The organism is Pseudomonas sp. GL-B-12 (genome assembly GCF_019955895.1).
In the GTDB taxonomy this organism is placed as follows: Bacteria; Pseudomonadota; Gammaproteobacteria; order Pseudomonadales; family Pseudomonadaceae; genus Aquipseudomonas.
Genome location: NZ_JAHBCX010000050.1, coordinates 1 through 24,478, shown reverse-complemented (window position 1 = coordinate 24,478; position 24,478 = coordinate 1). Strand labels below are relative to the sequence as shown.

20 protein-coding genes and 1 pseudogene are annotated in these 24,478 nt (G+C 59.9%); 7 read left to right on the top strand and 14 right to left on the bottom strand.

What is annotated here, in order from left to right; translation table 11 throughout:
* The first annotated feature begins 1 nt into the window (after window position 1).
* Window positions 2-1,051: an alkene reductase gene (locus KGA85_RS24735; RefSeq protein ID WP_223459334.1), complete on the top strand. Its 1,050-nt coding sequence runs from the start codon at window positions 2-4 to the stop codon at window positions 1,049-1,051.
* A gap of 272 nt (window positions 1,052-1,323) precedes the next feature.
* On the opposite strand, the gene emhR is transcribed toward KGA85_RS24735, so the two are convergent.
* Entirely contained in the window at window positions 1,324-1,956 is a 633-nt protein-coding gene (gene emhR, locus KGA85_RS24730; protein WP_223459336.1) for an efflux system transcriptional repressor EmhR, read from the bottom strand.
* Window positions 1,957-2,233: 277 nt separating this feature from the next.
* Between emhR and KGA85_RS24725 the strand changes: the two genes are divergently transcribed.
* From KGA85_RS24725 to emhC, 3 genes are read left to right on the top strand one after another with little or no spacing between them, the layout of a single operon-like run.
* Window positions 2,234-3,391 (top strand): efflux RND transporter periplasmic adaptor subunit, encoded by a 1,158-nt coding sequence (locus KGA85_RS24725; RefSeq protein ID WP_223459338.1) that lies wholly within the window; start codon window positions 2,234-2,236, stop codon window positions 3,389-3,391.
* Between the two features lie 3 nt (window positions 3,392-3,394).
* The gene (gene emhB, locus KGA85_RS24720; protein ID WP_223459340.1) at window positions 3,395-6,556 is read left to right on the top strand and encodes an efflux RND transporter permease subunit EmhB; all 3,162 of its coding nucleotides are present in this window, start codon (window positions 3,395-3,397) and stop codon (window positions 6,554-6,556) included.
* Window positions 6,556-8,016, top strand: coding sequence for an efflux RND transporter outer membrane subunit EmhC (emhC, locus tag KGA85_RS24715; RefSeq protein WP_223459342.1), 1,461 nt, complete (start codon window positions 6,556-6,558; stop codon window positions 8,014-8,016). Before emhB ends, emhC begins: the two co-directional genes overlap by 1 nt.
* A gap of 136 nt (window positions 8,017-8,152) precedes the next feature.
* On the opposite strand, the pseudogene KGA85_RS31465 reads toward emhC, so the two are convergent.
* Together KGA85_RS31465 and KGA85_RS24710 are read right to left on the bottom strand one after the other, a co-directional pair.
* A pseudogene (locus KGA85_RS31465) lies at window positions 8,153-8,297 on the bottom strand (cystathionine beta-synthase); the annotation flags it as partial.
* 168 nt (window positions 8,298-8,465) lie between these two features.
* Window positions 8,466-9,017 (bottom strand): hypothetical protein, encoded by a 552-nt coding sequence (locus KGA85_RS24710; RefSeq protein ID WP_223459344.1) that lies wholly within the window; start codon window positions 9,015-9,017, stop codon window positions 8,466-8,468.
* Between the two features lie 414 nt (window positions 9,018-9,431).
* On the opposite strand from KGA85_RS24710, the gene KGA85_RS24705 reads away from it, so the two are divergent.
* Window positions 9,432-10,691, top strand: coding sequence for an OprD family porin (locus KGA85_RS24705; protein ID WP_223459346.1), 1,260 nt, complete (start codon window positions 9,432-9,434; stop codon window positions 10,689-10,691).
* A 161-nt stretch (window positions 10,692-10,852) separates the two neighbouring features.
* Here the strand turns inward: KGA85_RS24705 and pcaC are convergent, their stop codons facing one another.
* The 11 genes from pcaC to pcaR form a co-directional block, all read right to left on the bottom strand.
* Window positions 10,853-11,245, bottom strand: coding sequence for a 4-carboxymuconolactone decarboxylase (pcaC, locus tag KGA85_RS24700; RefSeq protein WP_223459348.1), 393 nt, complete (start codon window positions 11,243-11,245; stop codon window positions 10,853-10,855).
* Window positions 11,246-11,255: 10 nt separating this feature from the next.
* Entirely contained in the window at window positions 11,256-12,047 is a 792-nt protein-coding gene (gene pcaD, locus KGA85_RS24695; protein WP_223459350.1) for a 3-oxoadipate enol-lactonase, read from the bottom strand.
* A gap of 12 nt (window positions 12,048-12,059) precedes the next feature.
* Window positions 12,060-13,424 (bottom strand): 3-carboxy-cis,cis-muconate cycloisomerase, encoded by a 1,365-nt coding sequence (locus KGA85_RS24690; RefSeq protein ID WP_223459351.1) that lies wholly within the window; start codon window positions 13,422-13,424, stop codon window positions 12,060-12,062.
* A 45-nt stretch (window positions 13,425-13,469) separates the two neighbouring features.
* Window positions 13,470-14,774, bottom strand: coding sequence for an MFS family transporter (locus KGA85_RS24685; protein ID WP_223459353.1), 1,305 nt, complete (start codon window positions 14,772-14,774; stop codon window positions 13,470-13,472).
* Between the two features lie 194 nt (window positions 14,775-14,968).
* Window positions 14,969-15,535: a protocatechuate 3,4-dioxygenase subunit alpha gene (gene pcaG, locus KGA85_RS24680; protein ID WP_223459354.1), complete on the bottom strand. Its 567-nt coding sequence runs from the start codon at window positions 15,533-15,535 to the stop codon at window positions 14,969-14,971.
* Between the two features lies 1 nt (window position 15,536).
* Window positions 15,537-16,241, bottom strand: a complete 705-nt coding sequence (gene pcaH / locus KGA85_RS24675; RefSeq protein ID WP_223459355.1) for a protocatechuate 3,4-dioxygenase subunit beta — start codon at window positions 16,239-16,241, stop codon at window positions 15,537-15,539.
* A gap of 37 nt (window positions 16,242-16,278) precedes the next feature.
* Complete coding sequence (gene pcaF / locus KGA85_RS24670) at window positions 16,279-17,484, bottom strand: 3-oxoadipyl-CoA thiolase (RefSeq protein ID WP_223543452.1); 1,206 nt, start codon at window positions 17,482-17,484, stop codon at window positions 16,279-16,281.
* Window positions 17,481-18,260, bottom strand: a complete 780-nt coding sequence (locus KGA85_RS24665) for a CoA-transferase subunit beta (protein ID WP_008054172.1) — start codon at window positions 18,258-18,260, stop codon at window positions 17,481-17,483. The genes pcaF and KGA85_RS24665 overlap by 4 nt, the downstream gene beginning before the upstream one ends.
* On the bottom strand, window positions 18,260-19,117 hold the full coding sequence (locus tag KGA85_RS24660) for a CoA transferase subunit A (protein ID WP_008054173.1): 858 nt from the start codon (window positions 19,115-19,117) through the stop codon (window positions 18,260-18,262). Before KGA85_RS24660 ends, KGA85_RS24665 begins: the two co-directional genes overlap by 1 nt.
* A 262-nt stretch (window positions 19,118-19,379) precedes the next feature.
* Window positions 19,380-20,726, bottom strand: a complete 1,347-nt coding sequence (locus tag KGA85_RS24655) for an MFS transporter (protein WP_223459358.1) — start codon at window positions 20,724-20,726, stop codon at window positions 19,380-19,382.
* 123 nt (window positions 20,727-20,849) lie between these two features.
* On the bottom strand, window positions 20,850-21,692 hold the full coding sequence (pcaR, locus tag KGA85_RS24650) for a pca regulon transcriptional regulator PcaR (protein ID WP_008054175.1): 843 nt from the start codon (window positions 21,690-21,692) through the stop codon (window positions 20,850-20,852).
* A 691-nt stretch (window positions 21,693-22,383) separates the two neighbouring features.
* Between pcaR and KGA85_RS24645 the strand changes: the two genes are divergently transcribed.
* Both KGA85_RS24645 and KGA85_RS24640 read left to right on the top strand, forming a co-directional pair.
* Entirely contained in the window at window positions 22,384-22,584 is a 201-nt protein-coding gene (locus KGA85_RS24645; protein WP_007986337.1) for a hypothetical protein, read from the top strand.
* A 379-nt stretch (window positions 22,585-22,963) separates the two neighbouring features.
* On the top strand, window positions 22,964-24,439 hold the full coding sequence (locus KGA85_RS24640; RefSeq protein ID WP_223459360.1) for an inorganic phosphate transporter: 1,476 nt from the start codon (window positions 22,964-22,966) through the stop codon (window positions 24,437-24,439).
* Window positions 24,440-24,478: the final 39 nt, after the last annotated feature.

Here is a 24,478-nt window from a genome sequence, read left to right as displayed (position 1 = left end):
AATGACGACTATTTTCGATCCGATCAAACTGGGCGACCTCGAGTTGGCCAACCGCATCATCATGGCGCCACTGACCCGCTGCCGCGCCGACGAAGGTCGCGTGCCCAACGCGCTGATGGCCGAGTACTACGTGCAACGCGCCTCCGCCGGCCTGATCCTCAGCGAGGCCACTTCGGTGACGCCAATGGGCGTCGGCTACCCTGACACCCCGGGCATCTGGTCCAACGATCAGGTGCGTGGCTGGTCCAACGTGACCAAGGCGATCCATGGAGCGGGCGGCAAGATTTTCCTGCAACTGTGGCACGTGGGGCGCATTTCCCACGGTTTGTACCTGAACGATGAAGCCCCGGTCGCCCCAAGCGCCATCCAGCCCAAGGGCCACGTCAGCCTGGTGCGTCCGCTGGCCGACTTCCCTGTGCCGCGCGCCCTGGAAATCGCTGAAATCGCCGACATCGTCGACGCTTACCGCGTCGGTGCCGAGAACGCCAAGGCCGCCGGCTTCGACGGTGTGGAAATCCATGCCGCCAACGGTTACCTGCTCGACCAGTTCCTGCAAAGCAGCACCAACCAGCGCACCGACAACTACGGCGGCTCCCTGGAAAACCGTGGCCGCCTGCTGCTGGAAGTGACCGATGCCGCCATCGAAATCTGGGGCGCCGGCCGTGTGGGCGTGCACCTGTCGCCACGCGCCGACTTGCATGACATGGGTGACGACAACCTGGCCGAAACCTTCACCTACGTCGCTCGCGAACTGGGCAAGCGTGGCATTGCCTTCATCTGCTCGCGGGAGAAAGAAGGTGCCGACAGCCTCGGCTCACAACTCAAGGAAGCCTTCGGCGGCCCTTACATTGCCAACGAGCGTTTCACCAAGGACAGCGCCAACGCGTTGCTCGCCAGTGGCAAGGCCGATGCAGTCGCCTTCGGCGTACCCTTCATTGCCAACCCTGACCTGCCAGCACGTTTGCAGGCTGACGCGCCGCTGAACGAAGCGCGCCCGGAACTGTTCTACGCCAAGGGCCCGGTTGGCTACATCGACTACCCGACGCTGTAATCAGTAATGGCTGAAACGCAAAAGCCCCGACTCGAAAGAGCCGGGGCTTTTTAGTTGCTGACAACATAGTGTGGAATTGTCCATGCCCACAAGGGCGATATATGGCCTTCTCACAGACTCGACACAATATTCCTACAAATTACTGAGCTTGCTACCTGTCAACCTGCCGAGTGTAAGTATATAAAAGCACCCCATTGTCGAAGGGCGCGTGAAGAACTGTTCATCTTCGGCTTCAACGGTTGACACACAAGACGCCGATTACGCATTTTGCTTTATTTGCGCAGGCTGGGGCTAAAGCGCAACAGATCCAGCCCGGTATCGACCCAACGCTCGGCTTCGGTGTGCAATTCAAAACTGTCGGGGGTCAGCAACCACTGGTACAGGATGCCGTCAATATAAGCATGCAAGCTGATGGCGGCGCGGGCGGTGTCGAGGTTTTCCGGCAACTGGCCGCGATTCACTGCATTACTCAGGGCCAGGCCGATCCGCACATTGCATTCGAGGCTGGCTGACACCCGTTGTTGGCGCAGGTCGCACATTTCATCGGTGAATTCGCACTTATGAAAAAGAATCTCATTAATGCGTCGGGTTTTCGGGTCCAGCGCAATTTGATGAAACAAATGAATCAACAGCTTGCGCATGCAGCCCAGGGGATCGAGTTCGTCTTCGCTCTCGCTGGCCTTGGCCATTTCTTCCAGCGGCTCATGCAGGGTGTCGAGCATGGCCTGCACCAGATCCGCCTTGTTGCTGAAATGCCAGTAAATGGCCCCTCGAGTGACGCCGGCCAGGGTCGCGATGTCCGCCAGGGTCGTGCGCGCCACGCCTCGCTCGAAAAAGGCCTTTTCGGCCGCCACGAGAATTTGCGCGCGGGTTTCCTGAGCTTCCTCTTTGGTACGACGGACCATGGCAGTACAACCTCAATCAGGGTGCTTCAGCGATGCCTGAACATCGGCTGAATAAAAGTGGGGCGAACGTTCTGGGGGGGCGTCCCCGGCCTACAATTCCAACCTTTCAACGGCTTGTGTAACGGCCCGTGTAGCGACATTGATACGCAGCCTGGGTATTTACAAACAGCCATGTACGTAAGTATATTCCTTAGCAAGCTACTTATCCACTCGGCAAACACTTTTCAACCTTCCACCTTTCTAGTGCGCTCCTTGCGCGCCTGACCCGAGGATTTTCATGCAATTCAAGCCAGCTGTTACCGCTCTGGTCGCCGCCGTCGCCCTGGCATCGCTACTCAGCGGATGCAAAAAGGAAGAGGCAGCACCGGCCGCCCCACCGCCTCAGGTCGGCGTCGTGACTCTGCAACCGCAAGCTTTCACCCTGACATCCGATCTGCCCGGCCGTACCAGTGCGTTCCGCATTGCCGAAGTCCGCCCGCAGGTCAACGGCATCATTCTCAAGCGCCAGTTCAAGGAAGGCAGTGACGTCAAGGCCGGCCAGCAGCTCTATCAGATCGACCCGTCGATCTATGAAGCAACGCTTGCCAGCGCCGAAGCCAACCTGCGTTCGACCAAGTCGATTTCCGACCGCTACAAGCAACTGGTCGACGAACAAGCCGTAAGCCGTCAGGAATACGACACCGCCGTGGCCAACCGCCTGCAATCGGAAGCCGCGCTGCAAACCGCACAGATCAACGTGCGCTACACCAAGGTCTATGCCCCGCTGACCGGCCGCATCGGCCGTTCCTCGGTGACCGAAGGCGCGCTGGTCAGCAATGCCCAGGTCGACGCGATGGCGGTGATTCAGCAGATCGACCCGATCTACGTCGACGTGACGCAGTCCTCGGTCGAACTGTTGCAACTGCGCCGTGAGCTGGAAAGCGGTCGCTTGCAAAAGGCTGGCGACAACACAGCCTCGGTCAAGCTGACCCTTGAAGACGGCAGCGAGTACAAGCTGGACGGCAAGCTGGAATTTTCCGAAATCTCGGTTGACCAGACCACCGGTTCCGTCACCCTGCGTGCCATTTTCCCGAACCCTGACCACACCCTTCTGCCTGGCATGTTCGTGCACGCCAAGTTGCTGGCCGGTGTGAACAGCGCGGCGATCCTGGCCCCGCAGCAAGGCGTGACCCGCGACCTCAAGGGTACCCCGACCGCACTGGTTGTCGGCCCGGACAACAAGGTCGAACTGCGCCAACTCAAGGCCAACCGCACCGTCGGCAATCAATGGCTGATCGAAGACGGCCTGAAGGCTGGCGATCGCCTGATCACCGAAGGTCTGCAATTCGTCAAACCTGGCGTCGAAGTCAAGGCCAGTGAAGCGACCAACGTAGCCGTAACGAACCCGGCCCCCGCCCAGGCAGCTGATAAAGCCTCTGGCGGCAAAGGGGAGTAAACCATGTCGAAATTTTTTATCGACCGTCCGATTTTCGCCTGGGTAATTGCCCTGGTGATCATGTTGGTCGGGGCACTATCGATCCTCCGGTTGCCGATCAACCAGTACCCGAGCATTGCACCTCCAGCGATCGCCATCTCCGTGGCCTACCCGGGTGCTTCGGCACAAACGGTTCAGGACACCGTGGTTCAGGTGATCGAGCAACAGCTCAACGGTATCGACAACCTGCGTTATGTCTCGTCGGAAAGTAACTCCGACGGCACCATGACCATTACCGCGACCTTCGAGCAAGGCACCAACTCCGACACCGCGCAGGTTCAGGTCCAGAACAAGCTGAACCTGGCCACCCCGCTGCTGCCGCAAGAAGTGCAACAGCAAGGTATCCGCGTCACCAAGGCGGTGAAGAACTTCCTGTTGGTGATCGGCGTGGTGTCGCGTGACGGCAGCATGACCAAGGACGACCTGTCCAACTACATCGTGTCGAACATGCAGGACCCGATCTCGCGGACCGCTGGTGTCGGCGACTTCCAGGTGTTCGGTTCCCAGTACGCCATGCGTATCTGGCTCGACCCGGCCAAGTTGAACAACTACAACCTGACCCCGATCGACGTCAAGACTGCCATCGCTGCGCAAAACGTCCAGGTGTCGTCCGGCCAGCTCGGCGGCCTGCCTGCCCTGCCCGGCACCCAGCTGAACGCGACGATCATCGGCAAGACCCGCCTGCAGACCGCTGAGCAATTCGACAAGATCCTGCTCAAGGTCAACAAGGACGGTTCCCAGGTTCGCTTGAAAGATGTCGCCGAAGTCGGTCTGGGTGGTGAGAACTACAGCATCAACGCCCAGTTCAACGGCGCGCCGGCTTCCGGCCTGGCGGTGAAACTGGCCACCGGTGCCAACGCTCTGGATACCGCCAAGGCCCTGCGCACGACCATCGACAGCCTCAAGCCGTTCTTCCCACAAGGGATGGAAGTGGTGTTCCCATATGACACCACTCCGGTAGTAACGGAATCGATCAGGGGCGTGGTTCACACCCTGGTCGAAGCGGTCGCGCTGGTGTTCCTGGTGATGTTCCTGTTCCTGCAGAACTTCCGTGCCACCATCATCACCACGATGACCGTGCCGGTGGTATTGCTCGGTACGTTCGGCATCCTCGCGGCAGCCGGTTTCAGCATCAACACCCTGACCATGTTCGGCATGGTGCTGGCCATCGGCTTGCTGGTGGACGACGCCATCGTCGTGGTGGAAAACGTCGAACGGGTGATGAGCGAAGAAGGCCTGTCACCCAAGGAAGCCACCAAGAAATCCATGGGCCAGATCCAGGGCGCACTGGTGGGTATTGCCCTGGTGTTGTCGGCGGTGCTGCTGCCCATGGCGTTCTTCAGCGGTTCCACCGGTGTGATCTACAAGCAGTTCTCGATCACCATCGTCTCGGCCATGGCCCTGTCGGTACTGGTTGCACTGATCTTCACCCCGGCGCTCTGCGCCACCATGCTCAAGCCAATTCCGAAAGGCGAGCACGGCACCCCGAAACGCGGTTTCTTTGGCTGGTTCAACCGCAATTTCGACCGCGGCGTTCGCAGCTACGAACGCGGTGTCGGCAATATCCTGCAGCGCAAGATCCCGTATCTGCTGGCGTACCTGCTGATCGTGGTTGGCATGATCTGGCTGTTCGCCCGCATTCCAACGGCGTTCCTGCCTGAAGAAGACCAGGGTGTACTGTTCGCCCAGGTGCAAACCCCGGCCGGTTCGACGTCCCAGCGCACCCAAGTGGTTGTGGACGAGATGCGTGAATTCCTGCTGCGCCCTGGCAAGGATGGCGGCGAAGGTGATGCGGTGAACTCGGTGTTTACCGTGACCGGCTTCAACTTCGCCGGCCGTGGCCAGAGTTCGGGTATGGCATTCATCATGCTCAGACCGTGGGACGAACGTAACGCCGACAACAACGTGTTCAAGGTGGCGGCCCGTGCCCAGCAGCACTTCTTCACCTTCCGCGATGCCATGGTGTTCGCGTTCGCGCCACCGGCGGTACTGGAACTGGGTAACGCCACCGGTTTCGACGTGTTCCTGCAGGACCGCGCCGGTATCGGCCACGAAAAACTGATGCAAGCGCGCAACCAGTTCCTCGGCATGGCTGCGCAAAGCAAGATTCTGACCCAGGTGCGTCCGAACGGCCTGAACGACGAACCGCAATACCAGCTGGAAATCGATGACGAGAAGGCCAGTGCCCTGGGCATTACCATCGCCGACATCAACAACACCCTGTCGATTGCCCTGGGCAGTAGCTACGTCAACGACTTCATCGACCGTGGTCGGGTGAAGAAGGTTTACGTGCAAGGCCAGCCAGGCGCTCGAATGGGCCCCGAAGACCTGCAGAAGTGGTACGTGCGCAATAGCGTCGGCACCATGGTTCCGTTCTCGGCGTTCGCCAAGGGCGAGTGGATTTACGGTTCGCCGAAACTGGCCCGCTACAACGGCGTGGAAGCGATGGAAATCCTCGGCGCCCCGGCACCGGGTTACTCCACCGGTGAAGCCATGCTCGAAGTCGAAGCCATTGCCAAGAAACTGCCGGCGGGTGTCGGTATTTCCTGGACCGGCCTGTCGTACGAAGAACGTCTGTCCGGTTCGCAAGCACCGGCGCTGTACGCCCTGTCGCTGCTGATGGTGTTCCTGTGTCTGGCGGCGTTGTATGAAAGCTGGTCGATTCCGATCGCGGTGATGTTGGTGGTACCGCTGGGGATCATCGGTGCACTGATGGCCACCAGCCTGCGCGGTTTGTCCAACGACGTGTACTTCCAGGTAGGTTTGTTGACGACTATCGGTCTGGCGGCGAAAAACGCCATTCTGATTGTCGAATTTGCCAAGGAACTGCACGAACAAGGGCGTAGCCTGCGCGATGCGGCGATTGAGGCGTGCCGCATGCGTCTGCGACCGATCATCATGACCTCGCTCGCCTTCGTTCTCGGTGTGGTACCACTGGCGATATCCACGGGCGCAGGTTCCGGTAGCCAGCATGCAATCGGTACCGGTGTGATCGGCGGTATGATCACGGCGACGGTGCTGGCGATCTTCTGGGTCCCGCTGTTCTTCGTCACCGTGTCGTCCATAGGCCAGCGCAAAATCGCCGACCAGGATGACGCTACTGAAACTCCTAAAGAGGCTGGCTAATGAGCAAGTCGCTACTCTCCCTGGCAGTCGCCGCCTTCGTGCTCGGTGGCTGCTCGCTGATACCTGATTATCAGCAACCCGAAGCACCGGTGGCGGGCCAGTACCCGCAAGGCCTGGCGTACTCGCCGGCCCAGGCACCGGCGCAAGCGGCTGCCGAGCAGGGCTGGAAGCAGTTTTTCCATGACCCGGCGCTGCAACAGCTGATCCAGGTTGCCCTGGAAAACAACCGTGACCTGCGTGTCGCGGCCCTGAACATCGACGCGTTTGCGGCTCAGTACCGCATCTCCCGTGCCGATCTGTTCCCGGCCGTCTCGGCCAACGGCACCGGCAGCCGTCAGCGCGTTCCGACTGACGCTTCGCAGACCGGTCAAGCCGGCATCACCAGTTCCTACTCGGCAACGGTTGGCGTCAGCGCCTATGAACTCGACCTGTTCGGTCGGGTTCGCAGCCTGAACGAAGAAGCGTTGCAGAAGTACTTCGCCACCGAAGAAGGCCGCCGCAGCACGCAGATCAGCCTGGTGGCCAGTGTGGCCAATGCCTACCTGACCTGGCAGGCCGACAAGGAACTGTACAAGCTGACCCAGGACACCCTGGCCGCCTTCGAGGAGAGCTACAAGCTCACCGCCCGCAGCAACGAAGTCGGCGTCGCTTCGGCCCTGGACCTGGCGCAGTCGCGCACCTCGGTGGAAAACGCCCGTGCGCAACTGGCCAAGTACACCCGTCAGGTCGCCCAGGACGAGAACATCCTGGTGCTGCTGCTCGGCACCGGCGTCCCGGCCAACCTGCAAGCGGCCAAACCGCTTGACGACGACCTGCTGAGCGACGTTCCGCCCGGCCTGCCGTCGGACCTGCTGCATCGTCGTCCGGACATCCTTCAGGCCGAGTACAACCTCAAGGCCGCCAACGCCAACATCGGCGCGGCGCGGGCTGCGTTCTTCCCGAGCATCAGCCTCACGGCCAATGCGGGGACCTTGAGCCCGGACCTGTCCGGTCTGTTCAAGGGTGGTTCGGGCACGTGGCTGTTCCAGCCGCAGATCAACCTGCCGATCTTCAACGCCGGCGCCCTGAGCGCCAGCCTGGATTACTCGAAAATCCAGAAAGACATCGGCGTGGCGAACTACGAGAAGTCCATTCAAACGGCCTTCCAGGAAGTCGCCGACGGCCTGGCCGCGCGCCAGACCTACGTCCAGCAGTTGCAGGCACAGAAAGATTTCGTCAGTGCCAACCAGGACTACTACCGCCTGGCCGAGCGTCGTTACCGCATCGGGGTCGACAGCAACCTGACCTTCCTCGATGCCCAGCGTCAGCTGTTCAGTGCACAACAGGTGCTGATCACCGACCGTCTGGCGCAGCTGGTCAGCCAGGTCAACCTGTACAAGGCCCTGGGTGGTGGCTGGAACGAACAGACGGCGAAGAACGAGCCGTTGAAAGAAGAAGCACCGAAGCTGAAGATGTTCTGATCGGCATGCGCTCGCAAGGATGTTTGACTGATCCTTGAGGCTCACGAAAATCCGGAATCCCACCGAGGATTCCGGATTTTTTATGCCTGTCCCAAAGGCGTTGCGTACACACCTGGCGTCAAATCCGAGCCAGCGCCTGGGCGCGGCCGACCACGGCCAGACCCAGGCCGGTGTTGCCAGCACAGTTGCCTCGACGATGGTACCGCCGGGATGCAGGCGACCTTGATCAAACCGCCGGGGTTCTGCGATTCGAACTTGAGAAACAGCGTGCAGGAGTCGGTAATGCCGTCCTACGAACGATAAGTGTCAGACAGTGACGAACGAGCCGATGAAAAAGCCTCGTCATCGCGCGTAAGAGGTTCTGTTTCACAAGTAAGAAAAAACCCATGCCAGTGCTCCATGACATGGGTTTTCGATCAGAGCTTTAGCTCGACCACATCACGCACTTATCACGCCTGGCCACGCGCCTCCAAACGCTTTGATTTCGGCACTCTCAATCGAAAATTCGGACATGAGAAAACCACATCCCGCGGCTTCTCCTCGCTGTTATCAATATAATTAAAACTAAAATGCCCCTCAATGACATCCCACTCACCTTGCTCGGTAATGAACATAACAGTAAGCGAACCACGCAATTCCGACTGAGGATAGCCTGTACTGCCGTGCCTCAAGAACTCTGCTTGCACCTCATTGGCGCCCCATCCTATTTGATGAGAGCCAACCTTTAATTCATCCCCCCAAAAAGCCAACTCCGTATATGGACCTACCTTCTTGGCGAGCAAAAAGAAATAATGAGGTTCACTTTGCCAATAAAAATATAGCTCCTCGCGCTCACCATCTCCGCGGAACTCAATATCGATATTGTCCCCATCGTCAATTTTAAGGTTCCCGTTTATCACCCCCCGTACAGCGGGGATATTCAGCACGGGAATTTTTCCGCCTTCAACAACAACCTGCCCATTATTTTCTTTAACAACTATCTTTTTCTTTAAGGCTTCCATAGGGGCCACCATTATCTCAAGCGATCATCAACAACCAAACAACACATTAAACCTATGCCACAGCCTTCCCCCTTACAACTATCAGATCTACTAGGTTGACATACGCCAAAGCCAGAACATTCTGTTTAATCCCTTGCACGCCCTTATTAGCCAAATCGAAAGCACACCTGCGCGAACGCTTATACTTTCGTTCGATAATCGCCCAAAACCCGCTTTTTACGATTGAACCATCCAGTACATTCCCCGCACCATCCGAACCACAAAACCAATAACAACAGGTTCGACACCATGCCCCCGCGCCCTGCCCTCACCGGCTGACCCGCTTCGTTTTGTGCTGATTCCGAATATTCGTCTGCAACCCCGGGTTGTGGCATCACCCCGCTTCATCCCCAAGAATTAGAGAGACCCGAGCTCATGACGTCTTCCACCGCGCAGTATTTCGTTCCCAGCCTGATCGCCATGGCCCTGGCCAGCGCGGCCCTGCCCGCCTACGCCGAGGAGTCGGGTTTTGTTGAAGGGGCCAAGGTCAACCTGAACCTGCGCAACTTCTACATCAACCGCAACTTCACCAACCCGACCAAGGCCCAGGGCAAGGCTGAAGAATGGACGCAGAGTTTCATCCTCGACGCCAAGTCCGGTTTCACCCAGGGCACAGTCGGGTTCGGCATGGATGTGCTCGGTTTGTATTCGGTGAAGCTCGACGGCGGCAAAGGCACCGGCGGTACCCAACTGCTGCCGCTGGATCATGACGGTCGCCCGGCGGATAACTTCGGGCGCACCAACGTCGCGTTCAAGGCCAAGCTGTCGCAGACCGAAGTGAAAGTCGGCGAGTGGATGCCGGTGTTGCCAATCCTGCGTTCGGACGACGGTCGTTCGCTGCCGCAAACCTTCCGTGGCGGCCAGATCACCTCGAAGGAAATCAATGGCCTGACGCTCTACGGTGGCCAGTTCCGCCAGAACAGCCCACGCGACGACAGCAGCATGAACGACATGTCGATGACCGGCAAAGCCGCGTTCACCTCCGACCGTTTCAACTTCCAGGGCGGTGAGTACGTGTTCAACGACAAGCGCACCCAGATCGGCCTGTGGAACGCCGAACTCAAGGACATCTACAGCCAGCAATTCATCAATCTGATCCACAGCCAGCCGCTTGGCGACTGGACCCTTGGCGCCAACCTGGGTTTCTTCTACGGCAAGGATGACGGCAGCGCCCGGGCCGGCGAGCTGGACAACAAAACAATGTACGGCTTGTTTTCGGCCAAGCACGGCGGCAACACGTTCTACGTCGGCCTGCAAAAACTCACCGGCGACAATGCCTGGATGCGGGTCAACGGCACCAGCGGCGGGACCCTGGCCAACGATAGCTACAACTCCAGCTACGACAACGCCCAGGAGAAATCCTGGCAAGTGCGCCACGACTACAACTTCGCCGCCCTGGGCGTGCCGGGTTTGACCCTGATGAACCGCTATATCAGCGGCGACAATGTGCACACCGGCAGCATCACCGATGGCAAGGAATGGGGGCGTGAATCGGAACTGGGCTACACCGTGCAAAGCGGTGCGCTGAAGGACCTGAACCTGAAATGGCGCAACTCGACCATGCGCCGTGACTACAGCAACAACGAGTTCGATGAAAACCGCCTGATCATCAGCTATCCGATCAGCTTGTTGTAAACACTAAAAATGTGGGAGCGGCGGTGCGGCGATCCGACTTGCTCGCGAAGAGGGAGTGTCAGTCAACAATGATGTCGACTGAAAAACCGCTTTCGCGAGCAAGCCCGCTCCCACACTGGATCTTCTGTGACTATAAAACTGCGTTCGCACAGGTAAATAGCTTATCCCCGCGACTCAACCCCCAACTCATCCCACACCGACTCGGCCAGGTGGAACGTCGCATTGGCCGCCGGAATCCCGCAGTAGATTGCACTCTGCATGATCACTTCCTTGATCTCGCCACGGCTGACGCCGTTGTTGGCGGCGGCGCGCAGGTGCAGTTTGAGTTCGCCCTCGCGGTTCATGCCGATCAGCATGGCGATGGTGATCAGACTGCGGGTGTGGCGCGGCAGGCCCGGGCGGGTCCAAATGTCACCCCAGGCGTGGCGGGTGATCATCTCCTGGAACTCCGAGTTGAACTCGGTCAGGGCGTTCAGGCTGCGGTCGACGTGGGCGTCGCCAAGGACCGCGCGGCGGACTTCCATCCCCTCGTCGTAACGTTGTTTCTCATCCACAGGAAAACCCTCAATCAGCCGACAGAAACGCCAGCACGCGCTCGCTGAACGCATTGCCTGCCTGGACGTTGGACAAGTGCGCTGCGTAGAACTCGGCGTACTCGGCCCCGCGCACATGCTCTTGAATGAAATGCCCACCGGACGGTGGCGTCACCGCATCTTCGCTACCGACAATCACCAGCAACGGCGCCTTGATCGCAGACAACTGTTCACGGAAATCGGCATCGCGTACCGCCGCACAGTTGGCCGCATAGCCTTCTGGCGAAGTGGTCGCGAGCATGTCGGTAATCTGCTTGGCCGCCGCCGGGTTGGCTTCGGAGAAGTCCGGGGTGAACCAGCGGGCAATCGACGCATCGCGCAGGGCAACCATGGCCGCCTGACCATCGCGCAGCACCATTTCGATACGCGGGTTCCACACCGATGGATCGCCGATTTTCGCCGCGGTGTTGCACACGATCAGTTTATTCAGGCGCTCGCCGGCATTGATACCCAGCCACTGGCCGATCAACCCGCCCATGGACAATCCGCAGAAATGCGCGCGTTCGATGTGCAAGGCATCCAGCAATGCCAGCACGTCGTGGCCCAGTTGCTCGATGCTGTACGGGCCTGGCGTCACCAGCGATTGGCCGTGACCACGGGTGTCAAAGCGCAACACGCGAAAATGCTCGGTGAACGCCGGGATTTGCGCGTCCCACATGTGCAGATCCGTGCCCAGGGAGTTGGATAGCACCAGCACCGGCGCATCGATCGGTCCATCGAGTTGGTAATGCAGTTCGCCCTCGGCGAGTTGTACAAAAGCCACAGCAAGTCTCCTTCAGGCAGTCAATGCAGAATGTTCAGCCACCGCCCTCTCGACCCAGGTTTTGGCCTGACCGAGATAGTGGGCGGGGTCCAGCAGATGATCGAGTTCAGCCGCCGACAGTTCGGCGGTCACTTGCGGTTCGTCGCCGAGGACCGCACGCAGGTGACGTTGTTCGGCCACGGCGCGTTTGCAGCATTGCTCCAGCAGATGATGCGCAGTATCGCGCCCAACCCGTTGCGCGAGGACGATGCTCACCGCTTCGGCGAGCACCAGGCCTTGGGTCAAATCGAGATTGCGGGTCATGCGCGCGGCATCCACTTCCAAGCCCTGCGCAATCAACAAAGCTTGTTGCAGGCTGCCGGACACCAGGCAGCAAATTTCCGGCAGGGTTTCCCACTCCGCATGCCACAGACCGAGGCTTCGCTCGTGTTCCTGGGGCATGGCGCTGAACAGCGTCGACAGCAGACCCGGCACACGTGTCGCCGCGCCGATCAACACCGCCGCGCCCACAGGATTGCGTTTGTGCGGCATGGTCGAGGAACCGCCCTTGCCCGGCGCCGAAGGTTCGAACACTTCGGCGGCCTCGGTTTGCATCAACAGGCTGATATCGCGCCCGAGCTTGCCGAGACTGCCGGCGATCAGGCCGAGCACGGCGCCGAACTCCACCACGCGATCGCGCTGGGTATGCCATGGCTGATCGGGCAAGGTCAGTTGCAGTTCTTCGGCCAGCGCCTGGGCAATCGGCATGGCCTGTTCGCCAAGGGCTGCAAGGGTTCCGGACGCACCGCCGAATTGCAGCACCAGCAGACGCGGTTTCAGTTCGGCCAAACGTTGGCGACTGCGTGTCACCGCCCCCAGCCAGCCGGCGATCTTCATACCGAGGGTGACTGGCGTCGCATGCTGCAGCCAGGTGCGTCCGGCCAATGGCGTGGTCGCGTAGCGCTGGGCCTGGGACGCGAGGGTCTGCCCCATTTGTGCCAAGTCGCCTTCGATCAGTTCCAGCGCCCGGCGTAGTTGCAGCACCAGGCCGCTGTCCATCACATCCTGGCTGGTCGCGCCCAGATGCACATAGCGTTCAGCCTCGGCATCGGTGGCCGCAATCTGTTTGCCCAGCGCCTTGACCAACGGAATCGCCGAGTTACCCGCCGTGGCAATCGCCTCGCCCAATGCCGCAAAGTCGTAAAGCCCGGCGCTGCAAGCCGCTTCAATCGGCGCGACAGCACTCGACGGTATCAACCCTACCCGCGCTTCGGCCCGGGCCAGTGCCGCTTCGAAATCGAGCATGGCCTGGACGCGGCCCTGATCGCAAAACACCTCACGCATATCGCGGGCAGTGAAATAGGCATCGAACAATTGATTGCCCGGTCGCTGGTTCATAAACAGTTCCTGAAGGCGCGGGCCTTTGCGACCCGCGCGTGAAGATCAAAGGTCTTGCTGCAGATACTTCGGCTGTTTCGGCAGGCGCAGGCTGAACAGGAATGCCACCGCCATCATCACCGTGACGTACCAGTAGAAGGAGTTTTCCATGCCCTCGGCCTTGAGACTCAAGGCCACATACTCCGCCGAACCACCGAAGATCGCATTCGCCACCGCATACGCCAGGCCAACGCCCAAGGCACGTACTTGCGGCGGGAACATTTCGGCTTTTACCAAACCGCTGATCGAGGTGTAGAAACTGACGATCACCAGCGCCAGGGTAATCAACACAAAGGCCAGGAACGGACTGCTGACACTTTTCAGGCTCAACAGGATCGGTACGGTGAACAGCGTGCCGAGGGCGCCAAACCAGAGCATCGAGTTACGCCGGCCGATCTTGTCGGCGAGCATGCCGAAAATCGGTTGCATGCACATATAAAGGAACAACGCGCCGGTCATGATGTAGCTGGCGGTCTTGGCCGGCATGCCGGCGGTGTTTACCAGGTACTTCTGCATATACGTGGTGAAGGTGTAGAAAATCAGCGAACCACCGGCGGTGTAACCGAGCACGGTGATGAACGCAGCTTTATGGTCGCGAAACAGGGCACTGATGCTGCCGGCGTCCTTGTTTTCTCGCATTTCCTTGCTGGTGGTTTCTTTCAGCGAACGACGCAGATACAGCGAAACCAGCGCCGCCATGGCACCCACCACGAAGGGAATCCGCCAACCGTAGGCACGCAGATCATCTTCGGTGAGGAACTGTTGCAGGATCACCACCAGCGACACCGCGAGCAACTGGCCGCCGATCAGGGTCACGTACTGGAACGAGGCGAAGAAACCGCGCTGGCCCTTGAGCGCTACTTCACTCATGTAGGTCGCGGTAGTGCCGTACTCACCGCCCACCGACAAGCCTTGCAGCAAACGGGCGAACAGCAACAGGATCGGCGCCCAGACCCCGATGCTGTTGTAGGTCGGCAGGCAGGCGATAAGCAGCGAGCCGAAGCACATCATCAGAATCGAGATCAACATCGAATTCTTGCGCCCGTGCTTGTCCGCCAACCGCCCGAAAATCCAGCCACCAATCGGCCGCATCAGGAACCCGGCGGCGAACACACCAGCGGTGTTGACCAACTGCACGGTGGGGTTATCGGACGGAAAAAACGCCGGCGCGAAATAGATCGCACAGAAGGCGTAGACGTAGAAGTCGAACCATTCGACCAGGTTGCCGGACGAGGCACCGACAATGGCGAAGATCCGCTTGCTGCGTTCTTCGCCCGTATAAAGAGCTATAGGAGCTGTGGGTGTTGTCATTGTTTTTTTCACTCAATGGGGACAGTGAGAGTCTAGACACACTTTGCAACAATCCCGTTCCGCAGATGCATCAGCGAACACACATCCCTGTGGGAGCGGGCTTGCTCGCGAAGGCGTAGTGTCAGTCAATAAAAATGTTGCCTGACATACCGCTTTCGCGAGCAAGCCCGCTCCCACAAGGGGACGGTGTTCACTCAATAGTCGAAGAACACCGTCTCGGCATCGGTGCCTTGCAGAATCACGTTCCACTGATAAACACCCGATGCATCCTGCTTGGCGATCAAGGTACCGCGACGATCCGTCGGCACGCACTCCAGCAACGGATCATTTACGTTCGCCGCCTCGCCATCAAAGTAAATCCGCGTCAGCAGGTGCTTGACCAGGCCACGGGCAAACACCAGTACCACCAGATGCGGTGCCTGAGTCGTGCCTTTGAGCCCCTCAACCGTACCCGGCTTGATGGTGGTGAAACGAAAACGCCCTTCGGCATCCACCGGCACCCGGCCAAAGCCTTCGAAGTTCGGGTCCAGGGGTTTGTCCTGGTCGTCTTCCGGGTGGTCATACTTGCCGGCGGCGTTGGCCTGCCAGACTTCCAGCATCGCGTCGTTGACGACATCGCCGTTGCCATCGACCACTTGCCCGGTGATCGCCACGCGCTCGCCCAGGGTTTGTTCGACGGTCAGGTTTTCGCGGTTCAGCCAGGTCAGGCCGATGTGGTAGTACGGCCCGACGGTGTGGGACGTGGTCGCAGTCAGCGTCATCTTATTTCTCCATCGGCGTGGCGTCGCGGCCGCGCAAAACGATGTCCCAGCGATAACCGAGGGCATAGGAAGGGATGGTTTTTTCCAGATCGAACGTGGCGATCAAGCGCTCTTTGGCGCTGGTATCGGGCACGCAATTGTAGATCGGGTCGTACGCCAGCAACGGGTCGCCCGGGAAATACATCTGCGTCACCAGGCGCGTCAGAATGCTCGGCCCGAACAGCGAGAAATGGATGTGCGCCGGGCGCCACGCATTGTGGTGGTTACCCCACGGATAGGCACCGGGCTTGATGGTCTGGAACTGGTACCAGCCATCGGCGTCGGTCACGGTGCGGCCGGTGCCGGTGAAATTCGGGTCCAGCGGTGCGTCGTGCAGGTCGCGGGCATGGGCGTAACGACCGGCGGCATTGGCCTGCCAGATCTCCACCAGAATCCCCGGCACCGGCAGACCGTTTTCATCCAGCACGCGGCCGTGGATGATGATGCGCTCACCCTGTGGTTGCCCCTCGTGCTGGGCGGTCAGGTCGCTGTCCTTCTCGTTGACGCGCTCGGCGCCGATGGTCGGACCGGTAATTTCCGACAACGAATGGGGCAGCAATACCAACGGTTTGGACGGCGAGCGCAGGTTGGTGGATTGATAGGCCGGGTGCAGGTATTCCGGCTGAGTGCCCGCCTGCGGGCGACGGTAACCAGGCTTGTCAGTCATGAAGCATTCCTCAGTTCTTATAAGTCTTCAGAGCGCGTCAGACGCGCTCGATCGCCAGGGCCAGACCTTGACCAACACCGACGCACATGGTCGCCAGACCTTTCTTGCCACCGGTTTTTTCCAGCTGATGCAACGCGGTCAACACCAGTCGCGCGCCGCTCATGCCCAACGGATGACCCAAGGCAATCGCGCCACCGTTCGGGTTGACCTGTGCCGCGTCGTCCGCGATTCCCAGTTCACGCAGCACCGCCAAACCTTGGCTGGCGAAGGCTTCGTTAAGTTCGATCACATCGAAATCGCTGACCGCCACACCGAGGCGTTCGATCAGTTTACGCACCGCCGGCACCGGGCCAATGCCCATCACCCGAGGGGCGACGCCGGCGCTGGCCATGCCCAGCACTTTGGCGCGGGCAGTCAGGCCGTGTTTCTTCACCGCTTCGGCCGAGGCCAGGATCAACGCGGCGGCGCCATCGTTCACACCCGAGGCATTGCCGGCAGTAACGGTCTTGTCGGGGCCGTTGACCGGTTTGAGTTTGGTCAGGGCTTCCAGGGTGGTGTCGGCGCGAGGATGCTCGTCCTGGCTGACCATGGTTTCACCCTTCTTGTGGGCGATCCGCACTTCAACGATTTCTTCGGCGAAAAAGCCTGCGGCTTGCGCAGCGGCCGTGCGTTGTTGACTGCGCAGGGCGAACGCGTCCTGATCGGCGCGGGACACCTTGTAATCGTCGGCCACGTTGTCAGCGGTTTGCGGCATCGCGTCCACGCCGTACTGGGCTTTCATCAACGGGTTGATGAAGCGCCAGCCGATGGTGGTGTCTTCCAGCTTCATGTTGCGCGAAAACGCGGCATCGGCCTTGCCCATCACGAACGGCGCACGGGACATCGACTCGACGCCACCGGCGATCGCCAGCTCCATCTCGCCGCTGGCGATGGCGCGGAACGCGGTGCCGATGGCATCCATGCCCGAAGCGCAGAGGCGGTTGAGGGTCACGCCGGGAATGCTTTCCGGCAGACCGGCCAGCAGCAGTGCCATACGCGCGACGTTGCGATTGTCTTCACCGGCCTGGTTGGCGCAGCCGAGGAACACCTCGTCCACGGCGTTCCAGTCCACCGATGGGTTGCGCTCCATCAAGGCCTTGATTGGCACGGCAGCCAGGTCGTCGGCACGCACCGTCGACAGGCCACCGCCGAAACGGCCGATGGGGGTACGAATCGCGTCGCAGATATAAACGTCACGCATCACGCTTCTCCAGGGGCTTGGCCGTGTGCGGCAGCGGTGCGGGCTTCGAGGTCGCGCAGCGCAGTCAGTTCGACTTCAGTCGGCTCGGCGGTTTGCTCAACATGGTCGGCAAAGCGAATTGCCCAACCAGTAGCCGCTACCACTTGCTCGCGGGTCACGCCCGGGTGCAGTGCGGTGACCACGAATTCGTGGGTGCCCTCCTCCGGCTCCATGATGCACAGGTCGGTGATGATCCCCACCGGACCGGCGCCTGGCAGGCCGAGACGCTTGCGCGAATCGCCGCCCTCGCCATGGCCGACCGAGGTAATGAAATCGAGTTTGTCGACAAAGGAGCGCGACGACTGCTTGAGGATAATCAACACGCTCTTGGCGGAGCCGGCAATCTCCGGCGCGCCACCTGCACCCGGCAGACGGACTTTCGGCGCGTGGTAATCACCCACGACGGTGGTGTTGATGTTGCCGAAACGGTCGACCTGCGCCGCGCCGAGGAAACCGACGTCAATGCGCCCGCCCTGCAGCCAGTAACGGAAAATCTCGCCGGTCGGGACCACGGTGTCGGCGGTTTCCGCCAGCTCACCGTCACCGATCGACAGTGGCAATACACTTGGCTTGGCACCGATCGGACCCGATTCGTAGATCAGGACGACATCAGGCGAGGAAGTCAGGCGTGCCAGGTTGGCTGCTTTCGACGGCAGGCCGATACCGACGAAGCACACCGAACCGTTCTTCAGACGGCGAGCGGCGGCGACGGTCATCATTTCATTGGTGGTGTAAGTCATTACTTCGCCTCCGAAGCGGCGGCCAGTTTGGCCTGGAACTCGCTGAAGTCAGCGCTGCCGTGGATGTATTCGTTGATCCACGCGGTGAAGGTTTCACGGTCGCGGGCAATCGGGTCCCAGGCCTGGTAGAAACGGTTGTCGCGCTCGTTGTAACCGTGGGCGTAGGACGGATGCGCGCCGCCGGGTACGTGGCAAACCGCGCTCAAGGCCCAGGTTGGCAATACACAGGAGTTCATCGGTGCATTGAGGTCGTCGACGATTTCCTCAACGGTGACGATGCAGCGCTTGGCCGCCAGCGCAGCTTCTTTCTGCACGCCGAGGATGCCCCAGAGCAGCACGTTGCCCTTGCGGTCGGCTTTCTGCGCATGAATCACGGTAATGTCCGGGCGCACCGAAGGCACGGCGGCCAACACTTCGCCAGTGAACGGGCAAGTGACAGATTTGATCAGCGGGTTGACCTTCGGCAAGTCGGAACCGGCGTAGGCACGCAGTACCGCGAACGGCAGGCCGGAAGCGCCGGCGACGTAGGCATTGGCCAGGTCGGCGTGGCTGTGTTCTTCGATTTCCAGCGCGTGGGGCCACTGTTTCTCCACAGCGTCACGCAGGCGATGCAGGGAGCCGACACCCGGGTTGCCGCCCCAGGAGAAAATCAGCTTGCGGGCACAACCGGCACCGATCAACTGGTCGTAGATCAAGTCAGGGGTCATCCGCACCAGGGTCAGGTCTTTCTTGCCCTGGCGAATGATTTCGTGACCCGCCGCCGTCGGGATCAGGTGAGTAAAGCCTTCGAGCGCGACCGTATCGCCGTCGTTTACGAATTGCTTCACCGCGTCGTGCAGCGAAAGGATTTCAGCCATTGGGGCAGGCTCCCGTTTATTGTTAACCGACAGTGGAAGAAGGCGCCGATGCGCAGCGCCGGAATGACTGAAGATTAAGCCCGTGCAAAACGCCAAACAATCCGATAATCGACTAATCGTTCGATTATCGAACATATTGTTGCTTGGCTACCGATCCCCAAAAGCTTCGCGAGCAGGCTCGCACACAGTTGATCGCGTTTTCCTGTGGGAGCGAGCCTGCTCGCGAAGAGGTCCGCACGCTCAATGAAGAATCGGACAGGCCTCAGGTCGCATCCGCATGACTGACCATGCCCTTGATCAGCACCGCCGTCGTTGCCAGTGCCGCCGGAATCACCAGCGCCGTCAGCACTTGCTCGAAGTTCCAGCCCAGCCCCAGCAGCGTCGCGCCCATCCAGGCACCAAGGATGGCGCCGAAGCGGCCGATCCCGAGCATCCACGACACCCCGGTGGCCCGCCCCTGAGTCGGATAAAACCGTGCAGCCAGCGACGGCATTGCCGATTGCGCACCGTTGACACACATCCCGGCCACCAGCACCAGGGTCGCCAGGATTGTGATGTTGCCCAGGCTCTGCCCTACCGCATAGGCAAACACCCCGGCCAGCAGGTAGAAAGTGCCGATGACCTTGTGCGGATTGAACCGGTCCATTGCCCAGCCCACGCCCACTGCACTCAGCACGCCACCAAACTGGAACAGCGCGCCGATGAAGGCCGCCTGCTCCATGCTCGCGCCACTGTCGCGCATCAGGGTCGGCAGCCAGCTGGTCAGCAGGTAAACAATCACCAGGCCCATGAAGTAGGTCAGCCACAACAACAAGGTGCCGGTGCTGTAGGTGCCGGAGAAGATCACCGCGAACACATTGCGCGCCTTCACGGTTTTCTGTTCCGGGACGCTGAAGCTGGACGCCTGGGCCACCACCGTCGGGTCGATCGGCGCCAGTGCCTTGCGCACTTTGTCCGCACCGCGGTTGCGCACCACCAGGTAACGCGCCGACTCCGGCAGCCAGAGCAGCAAAACGACGGCGAGGATCAGCGGCAGAATCCCGCCGATCAGCAGCAGGCTGTGCCAACCAAAGGCCGGAATGAGCTTGGCCGAGATAAATCCGCCGCCGGCCATGCCGAGGTTGAAACCGCAGAACATGCTGGTCACCAGCAGGGACTTCTTGCGCTCCGGGGTGTACTCCGACAACAGCGTGGTGGCGTTCGGCATGCCGGCGCCCAACCCCAGGCCGGTCAGGAAGCGCAACACCAGCAACTGATCGACATTGCTGCTGTAGGCCGAGGCCAGGCTGAAGGCGCCGAACAACAGCACCGCACCGACCAGTACGACTTTTCGCCCGAAGCGGTCAGCCAACGGGCCCGAGCCCAGTGCGCCGAAGACCATGCCGATCAACGCCGCACTCATCACCGGGCCAAGGCTGGCGCGGTCGATACCCCAGTCCTGGGACAGGGCCGGGGCGATGAACCCCATGGCCGCGGTGTCGAGGCCATCGAGGAAGACAATCAGGAAACACAGGATCACCACGCGCCACTGGTAGCGCGAAATGGGTTGGGCATTGATGAAGGACTGCACGTCGAGGCAGTTACCTACAGCAGACTGAGGCTGGTTCATTATTTTTATTCCACGGATCGCAGTCGAACGGTGTCAGCAGACGCTGACGAAGCCGCGACAGTAATGATCCGCAGGAAACAGCGTCAATTCGATAAACGCAACTCTGTGCGTTTATCGAACAGCTTAGGCAAACAGCTGGGCACTGAGGTCGCGGCTGGCGCTCAACAAACCGGGCAGGAAACGCTGTTCAAGTTCATTGCGGCTGACCCGCCCCGCATGGGTGCTGACGTTGAGGGCCGCAACCACCTGCCCGGAAGCGTCGTACACCGGGACGGCAATCGAACGCAGCCCTTGCTCGAGTTCCTGGTCGACGATGCACCAGCCTTGCAGTCGTACTTCTTGCAGGCATTCGAGCAATGCCTCGGGGGTGTGGATCGTGCGGCTGGTCTTGGCTTGCAATTCGGCGTGGTCGAGGTATTCGCCCAGCGACGTGTCATCCAGCGCGGCCAGCAGAATCCGCCCCATCGACGTGCAATAGGCCGGCAAGCGCCCGCCCACCGACAGGTCCACCGAAATCAGGCGCTGGGTGGTCGCGGAGCGGGCGATGTACAAAATGTCATCACCTTCCAGCGTGGCCATGTTGCAGGCCTCGTGCAGTTGCTCGCTCATGCGGTCCAGGTAAGGTTGGGCGGAAACCGCCAGCGGCGTTGATGACACATAGGCATGGCCGAGGGTCAGCACTTTGGGCAACAACGAATAGGTGCGGCCGTCGGTGGTGGCGTAGCCGAGCTTGATCAGGGTGTGCAGGCAACGGCGCACGGCGGCGCGGGGAATTTCCGTACGGTGGCTGATCTGGGCGATGGTCAGGTGCCGTTTGCGCTCCTGGAACGCTTGCACCACGGCCAGGCCACGGGCCAGGGACGTCATGAAATCCGGGTCGCCGGTCAGTGCCTGGATCCGTTTGGCCGGTGAGGCAACGATGGGAGGAGCCACTGAAGCGAAGGAATTGCGCATTTGATCGTTCATACAAGGTCCTTTTACCCATTCGGATCAGCGACTATTACAAAGGGCTACTGCCTGACGCTCAAGCCCGGCCCGTCAACTCCGTGCGATTATCGAACGCTCGACCGATAATCGCAATCCACCGGGTAAATCGCCCGATCCGCCGGTGTCCGGATTTTTGCTGACTCGCGAACCCATGTTTACGTCGACTCGACACAGGACTTAATGGGGCAATCTAATTACCGTAACTTGCCCGACTTAACGGCGTCAGAAAGGCACGGCAGCGATGTGGTATCCGTCGACGTTCTAGTTAATCGCAAAGTTTCGAGCAACAAAACGGTCACACACCAAGATTCACTTTTAACTCTTTGGAGATAGTGTTCTTCAAATGGGCCGCTATAATACAATTCAGTAGCGCTTCGGTTTTTTACTTGCCGAACCCGCTGCCCGGCAATGCGATGTTCCATCGCCGTTGCCCGTTGCAAGCGCCAGATCCGCATTGCACAGCCTTGCCAGTGCGCTTGCAGTAACAGGAAACTGAAGCTACGTCAGCTGTTTATCTCTGGTGCCGTGGCCGCCTGTGACATGGAAGTATTGATCACGTCGTTGCCAAAAACGATGCCTTGACGGGCATTGCCCATTCGACGAACGTGATCGATCGATTTGATGCAGCGCGTTTTCACCAGAATTTATCCCAACTCAAACAGGTAGCACTGTGACGAAAGACGAACTGCGCGCGGAACTAGAGCGTCAGGAACAACGTTACAAGGAAGTTTACGGCGGAGAAGTCACCACTTACGCCGCTCAACCCGAACCGGAACGCAAACCCTGGCGTAAACGCGCCACCGTTCAGGATCAGGTTTTCCAGCAAGAACTTCAAAAAATGGAAAAGGAACTCAAAGCCGAAGAGCCGTGACTGCTTTGGCCTGATATCCTTACCAGGGCCTGCCTCTGCACCCGTTAAAAGCGGGATGTATTGATGTTGCCTTGCGTGCCCGCTATGAGCGGGCAGCGGCCATTACCGTCGTCGAATCAGGCAGATTTCCGGTATCTGACCTATTTCTCAGATTTTTCGCACAACCGTTCAAGCCCCCTCTTACCGGGCCGTGAAGGTTATGTGACAGCGTATTTCTTCAATAAAATCAATTACTTAAAAAACGCAGCAAAACCCTGGGTTTTCCGGTGCTGCGGCAAAAAAATTCGTTGAAGAATGTTACCGATGAGCAGCTAGTGCATTGATTAGCAGTCTTTTCTGGCATAATCGCGCCCCCTTATGACCGGGTCAGAAAACCTTCATGATCGATTTATTCAGCGGACTGGATGCTTGGGTGCTTGTGAGCCTCTTGCTCGCCCTGGCCTTTGTCCTCGCCTTCGAGTTCATCAACGGCTTTCATGACACCGCTAACGCGGTGGCGACCGTTATCTACACCAAAGCCATGCCGCCTCACCTGGCGGTGTTCTTCTCCGGTGTGTTCAACTTCCTCGGCGTGCTGCTGGGCGGGGTCGGCGTGGCGTATGCCATCGTCCACCTGCTGCCGGTAGAACTGCTGATCAATGTGAACACCGGTCACGGACTGGCCATGGTGTTCTCGTTGCTCGCCGCCGCCATTACCTGGAACCTGGGCACCTGGTACTTCGGTATTCCCGCTTCCAGTTCCCACACGCTGATCGGTTCGATCCTCGGGGTTGGCCTGGCCAACGCCCTGATCAACGATATTCCGCTGGCTGACGGTGTGAACTGGCAGAAAGCGATCGATATCGGCGCCTCGCTGGTGTTCTCGCCAATGGCCGGTTTCCTGATCGCCGCGCTGATCCTGATCGGTCTTAAATGGTGGCGTCCGCTGTCGAAGATGCACAAGACACCGGAACAGCGCCGCAAGATCGACGACAAGAAGCACCCGCCGTTCTGGAATCGCCTGGTACTGGTGATCTCGGCCATGGCCGTGAGTTTCGTGCACGGTTCCAACGATGGCCAGAAAGGTATCGGCCTGATCATGCTGGTCCTGATCGGTATCGTGCCGGCGCAGTTCGTCCTCGACCTGAACAGCACGACCTATCAGATCGAGCGGACTCGCGACGCCACGCTGCACCTGAGCCAGTTCTACCAGCGTAATTCCGAAACCCTGGGCGAGTTCCTGGCCCTGGGCAAGAGCCTGGATGGCGATCTGCCGGAGAAATTCCGTTGCAACCCGCAACAGACCGAACCGACCATCACCGCCCTGCTCGGCACCCTCAAGGGTGTAGCCGACTACCACTCGCTGCCGTCGGAAAGCCGCATCGAAGTACGTCGTTACCTGCTCTGCCTGGACGACACGGCGAAGAAAGTCAGCAAGTTGCCAACGCTCGGGGCTCGTGAAAAGGCTGACCTGGACAAGCTGCGCAAGGACCTGACCACCACCACCGAATACGCTCCGTTCTGGGTGATCCTGGCGGTTGCACTGGCTTTGGGCCTGGGCACCATGGTCGGCTGGAAACGCGTGGTACTGACCATTGGCGAGAAGATCGGCAAGCAAGGCATGACCTACTCCCAAGGCATGTCGGCGCAGATCACCACCGCCAGCCTGATCGGCATGGCGAACATCTTCAGCCTGCCGGTTTCCACCACCCACGTGCTGTCCTCGGGCGTGGCGGGCACCATGGTCGCCAACAAAAGCGGCCTGCAAAGCGGCACCGTCAGAACCATCCTGCTGGCCTGGGTATTGACCCTGCCAGCCACCGTGGCCCTGTCGGCCGGGTTGTTCTGGCTGGCCTCGAAGGCCCTTGGCAGCTGATACACCGCCAAACTAGAAAAGGCGCGCTCCGCAAGGAGC

Excerpts from the sequence above, each read along its gene's own strand:
- KGA85_RS24735 (WP_223459334.1), top strand. The coding sequence starts at position 2 with ATGACGACTATTTTCGATCCGATCAAACTGGGCGACCTCGAGTTGGCC.
- emhR (WP_223459336.1), bottom strand. The coding sequence starts at position 1,956 with ATGGTCCGTCGTACCAAAGAGGAAGCTCAGGAAACCCGCGCGCAAATT.
- KGA85_RS24725 (WP_223459338.1), top strand. The coding sequence starts at position 2,234 with ATGCAATTCAAGCCAGCTGTTACCGCTCTGGTCGCCGCCGTCGCCCTG.
- emhB (WP_223459340.1), top strand. The coding sequence starts at position 3,395 with ATGTCGAAATTTTTTATCGACCGTCCGATTTTCGCCTGGGTAATTGCC.
- emhC (WP_223459342.1), top strand. The coding sequence starts at position 6,556 with ATGAGCAAGTCGCTACTCTCCCTGGCAGTCGCCGCCTTCGTGCTCGGT.
- KGA85_RS24710 (WP_223459344.1), bottom strand. The coding sequence starts at position 9,017 with ATGGAAGCCTTAAAGAAAAAGATAGTTGTTAAAGAAAATAATGGGCAG.
- KGA85_RS24705 (WP_223459346.1), top strand. The coding sequence starts at position 9,432 with ATGACGTCTTCCACCGCGCAGTATTTCGTTCCCAGCCTGATCGCCATG.
- KGA85_RS24690 (WP_223459351.1), bottom strand. The coding sequence starts at position 13,424 with ATGAACCAGCGACCGGGCAATCAATTGTTCGATGCCTATTTCACTGCC.
- KGA85_RS24685 (WP_223459353.1), bottom strand. The coding sequence starts at position 14,774 with ATGACAACACCCACAGCTCCTATAGCTCTTTATACGGGCGAAGAACGC.
- pcaG (WP_223459354.1), bottom strand. The coding sequence starts at position 15,535 with ATGACGCTGACTGCGACCACGTCCCACACCGTCGGGCCGTACTACCAC.
- pcaH (WP_223459355.1), bottom strand. The coding sequence starts at position 16,241 with ATGACTGACAAGCCTGGTTACCGTCGCCCGCAGGCGGGCACTCAGCCG.
- KGA85_RS24665 (WP_008054172.1), bottom strand. The coding sequence starts at position 18,260 with ATGACTTACACCACCAATGAAATGATGACCGTCGCCGCCGCTCGCCGT.
- KGA85_RS24660 (WP_008054173.1), bottom strand. The coding sequence starts at position 19,117 with ATGGCTGAAATCCTTTCGCTGCACGACGCGGTGAAGCAATTCGTAAAC.
- KGA85_RS24655 (WP_223459358.1), bottom strand. The coding sequence starts at position 20,726 with ATGAACCAGCCTCAGTCTGCTGTAGGTAACTGCCTCGACGTGCAGTCC.
- pcaR (WP_008054175.1), bottom strand. The coding sequence starts at position 21,692 with ATGAACGATCAAATGCGCAATTCCTTCGCTTCAGTGGCTCCTCCCATC.
- KGA85_RS24640 (WP_223459360.1), top strand. The coding sequence starts at position 22,964 with ATGATCGATTTATTCAGCGGACTGGATGCTTGGGTGCTTGTGAGCCTC.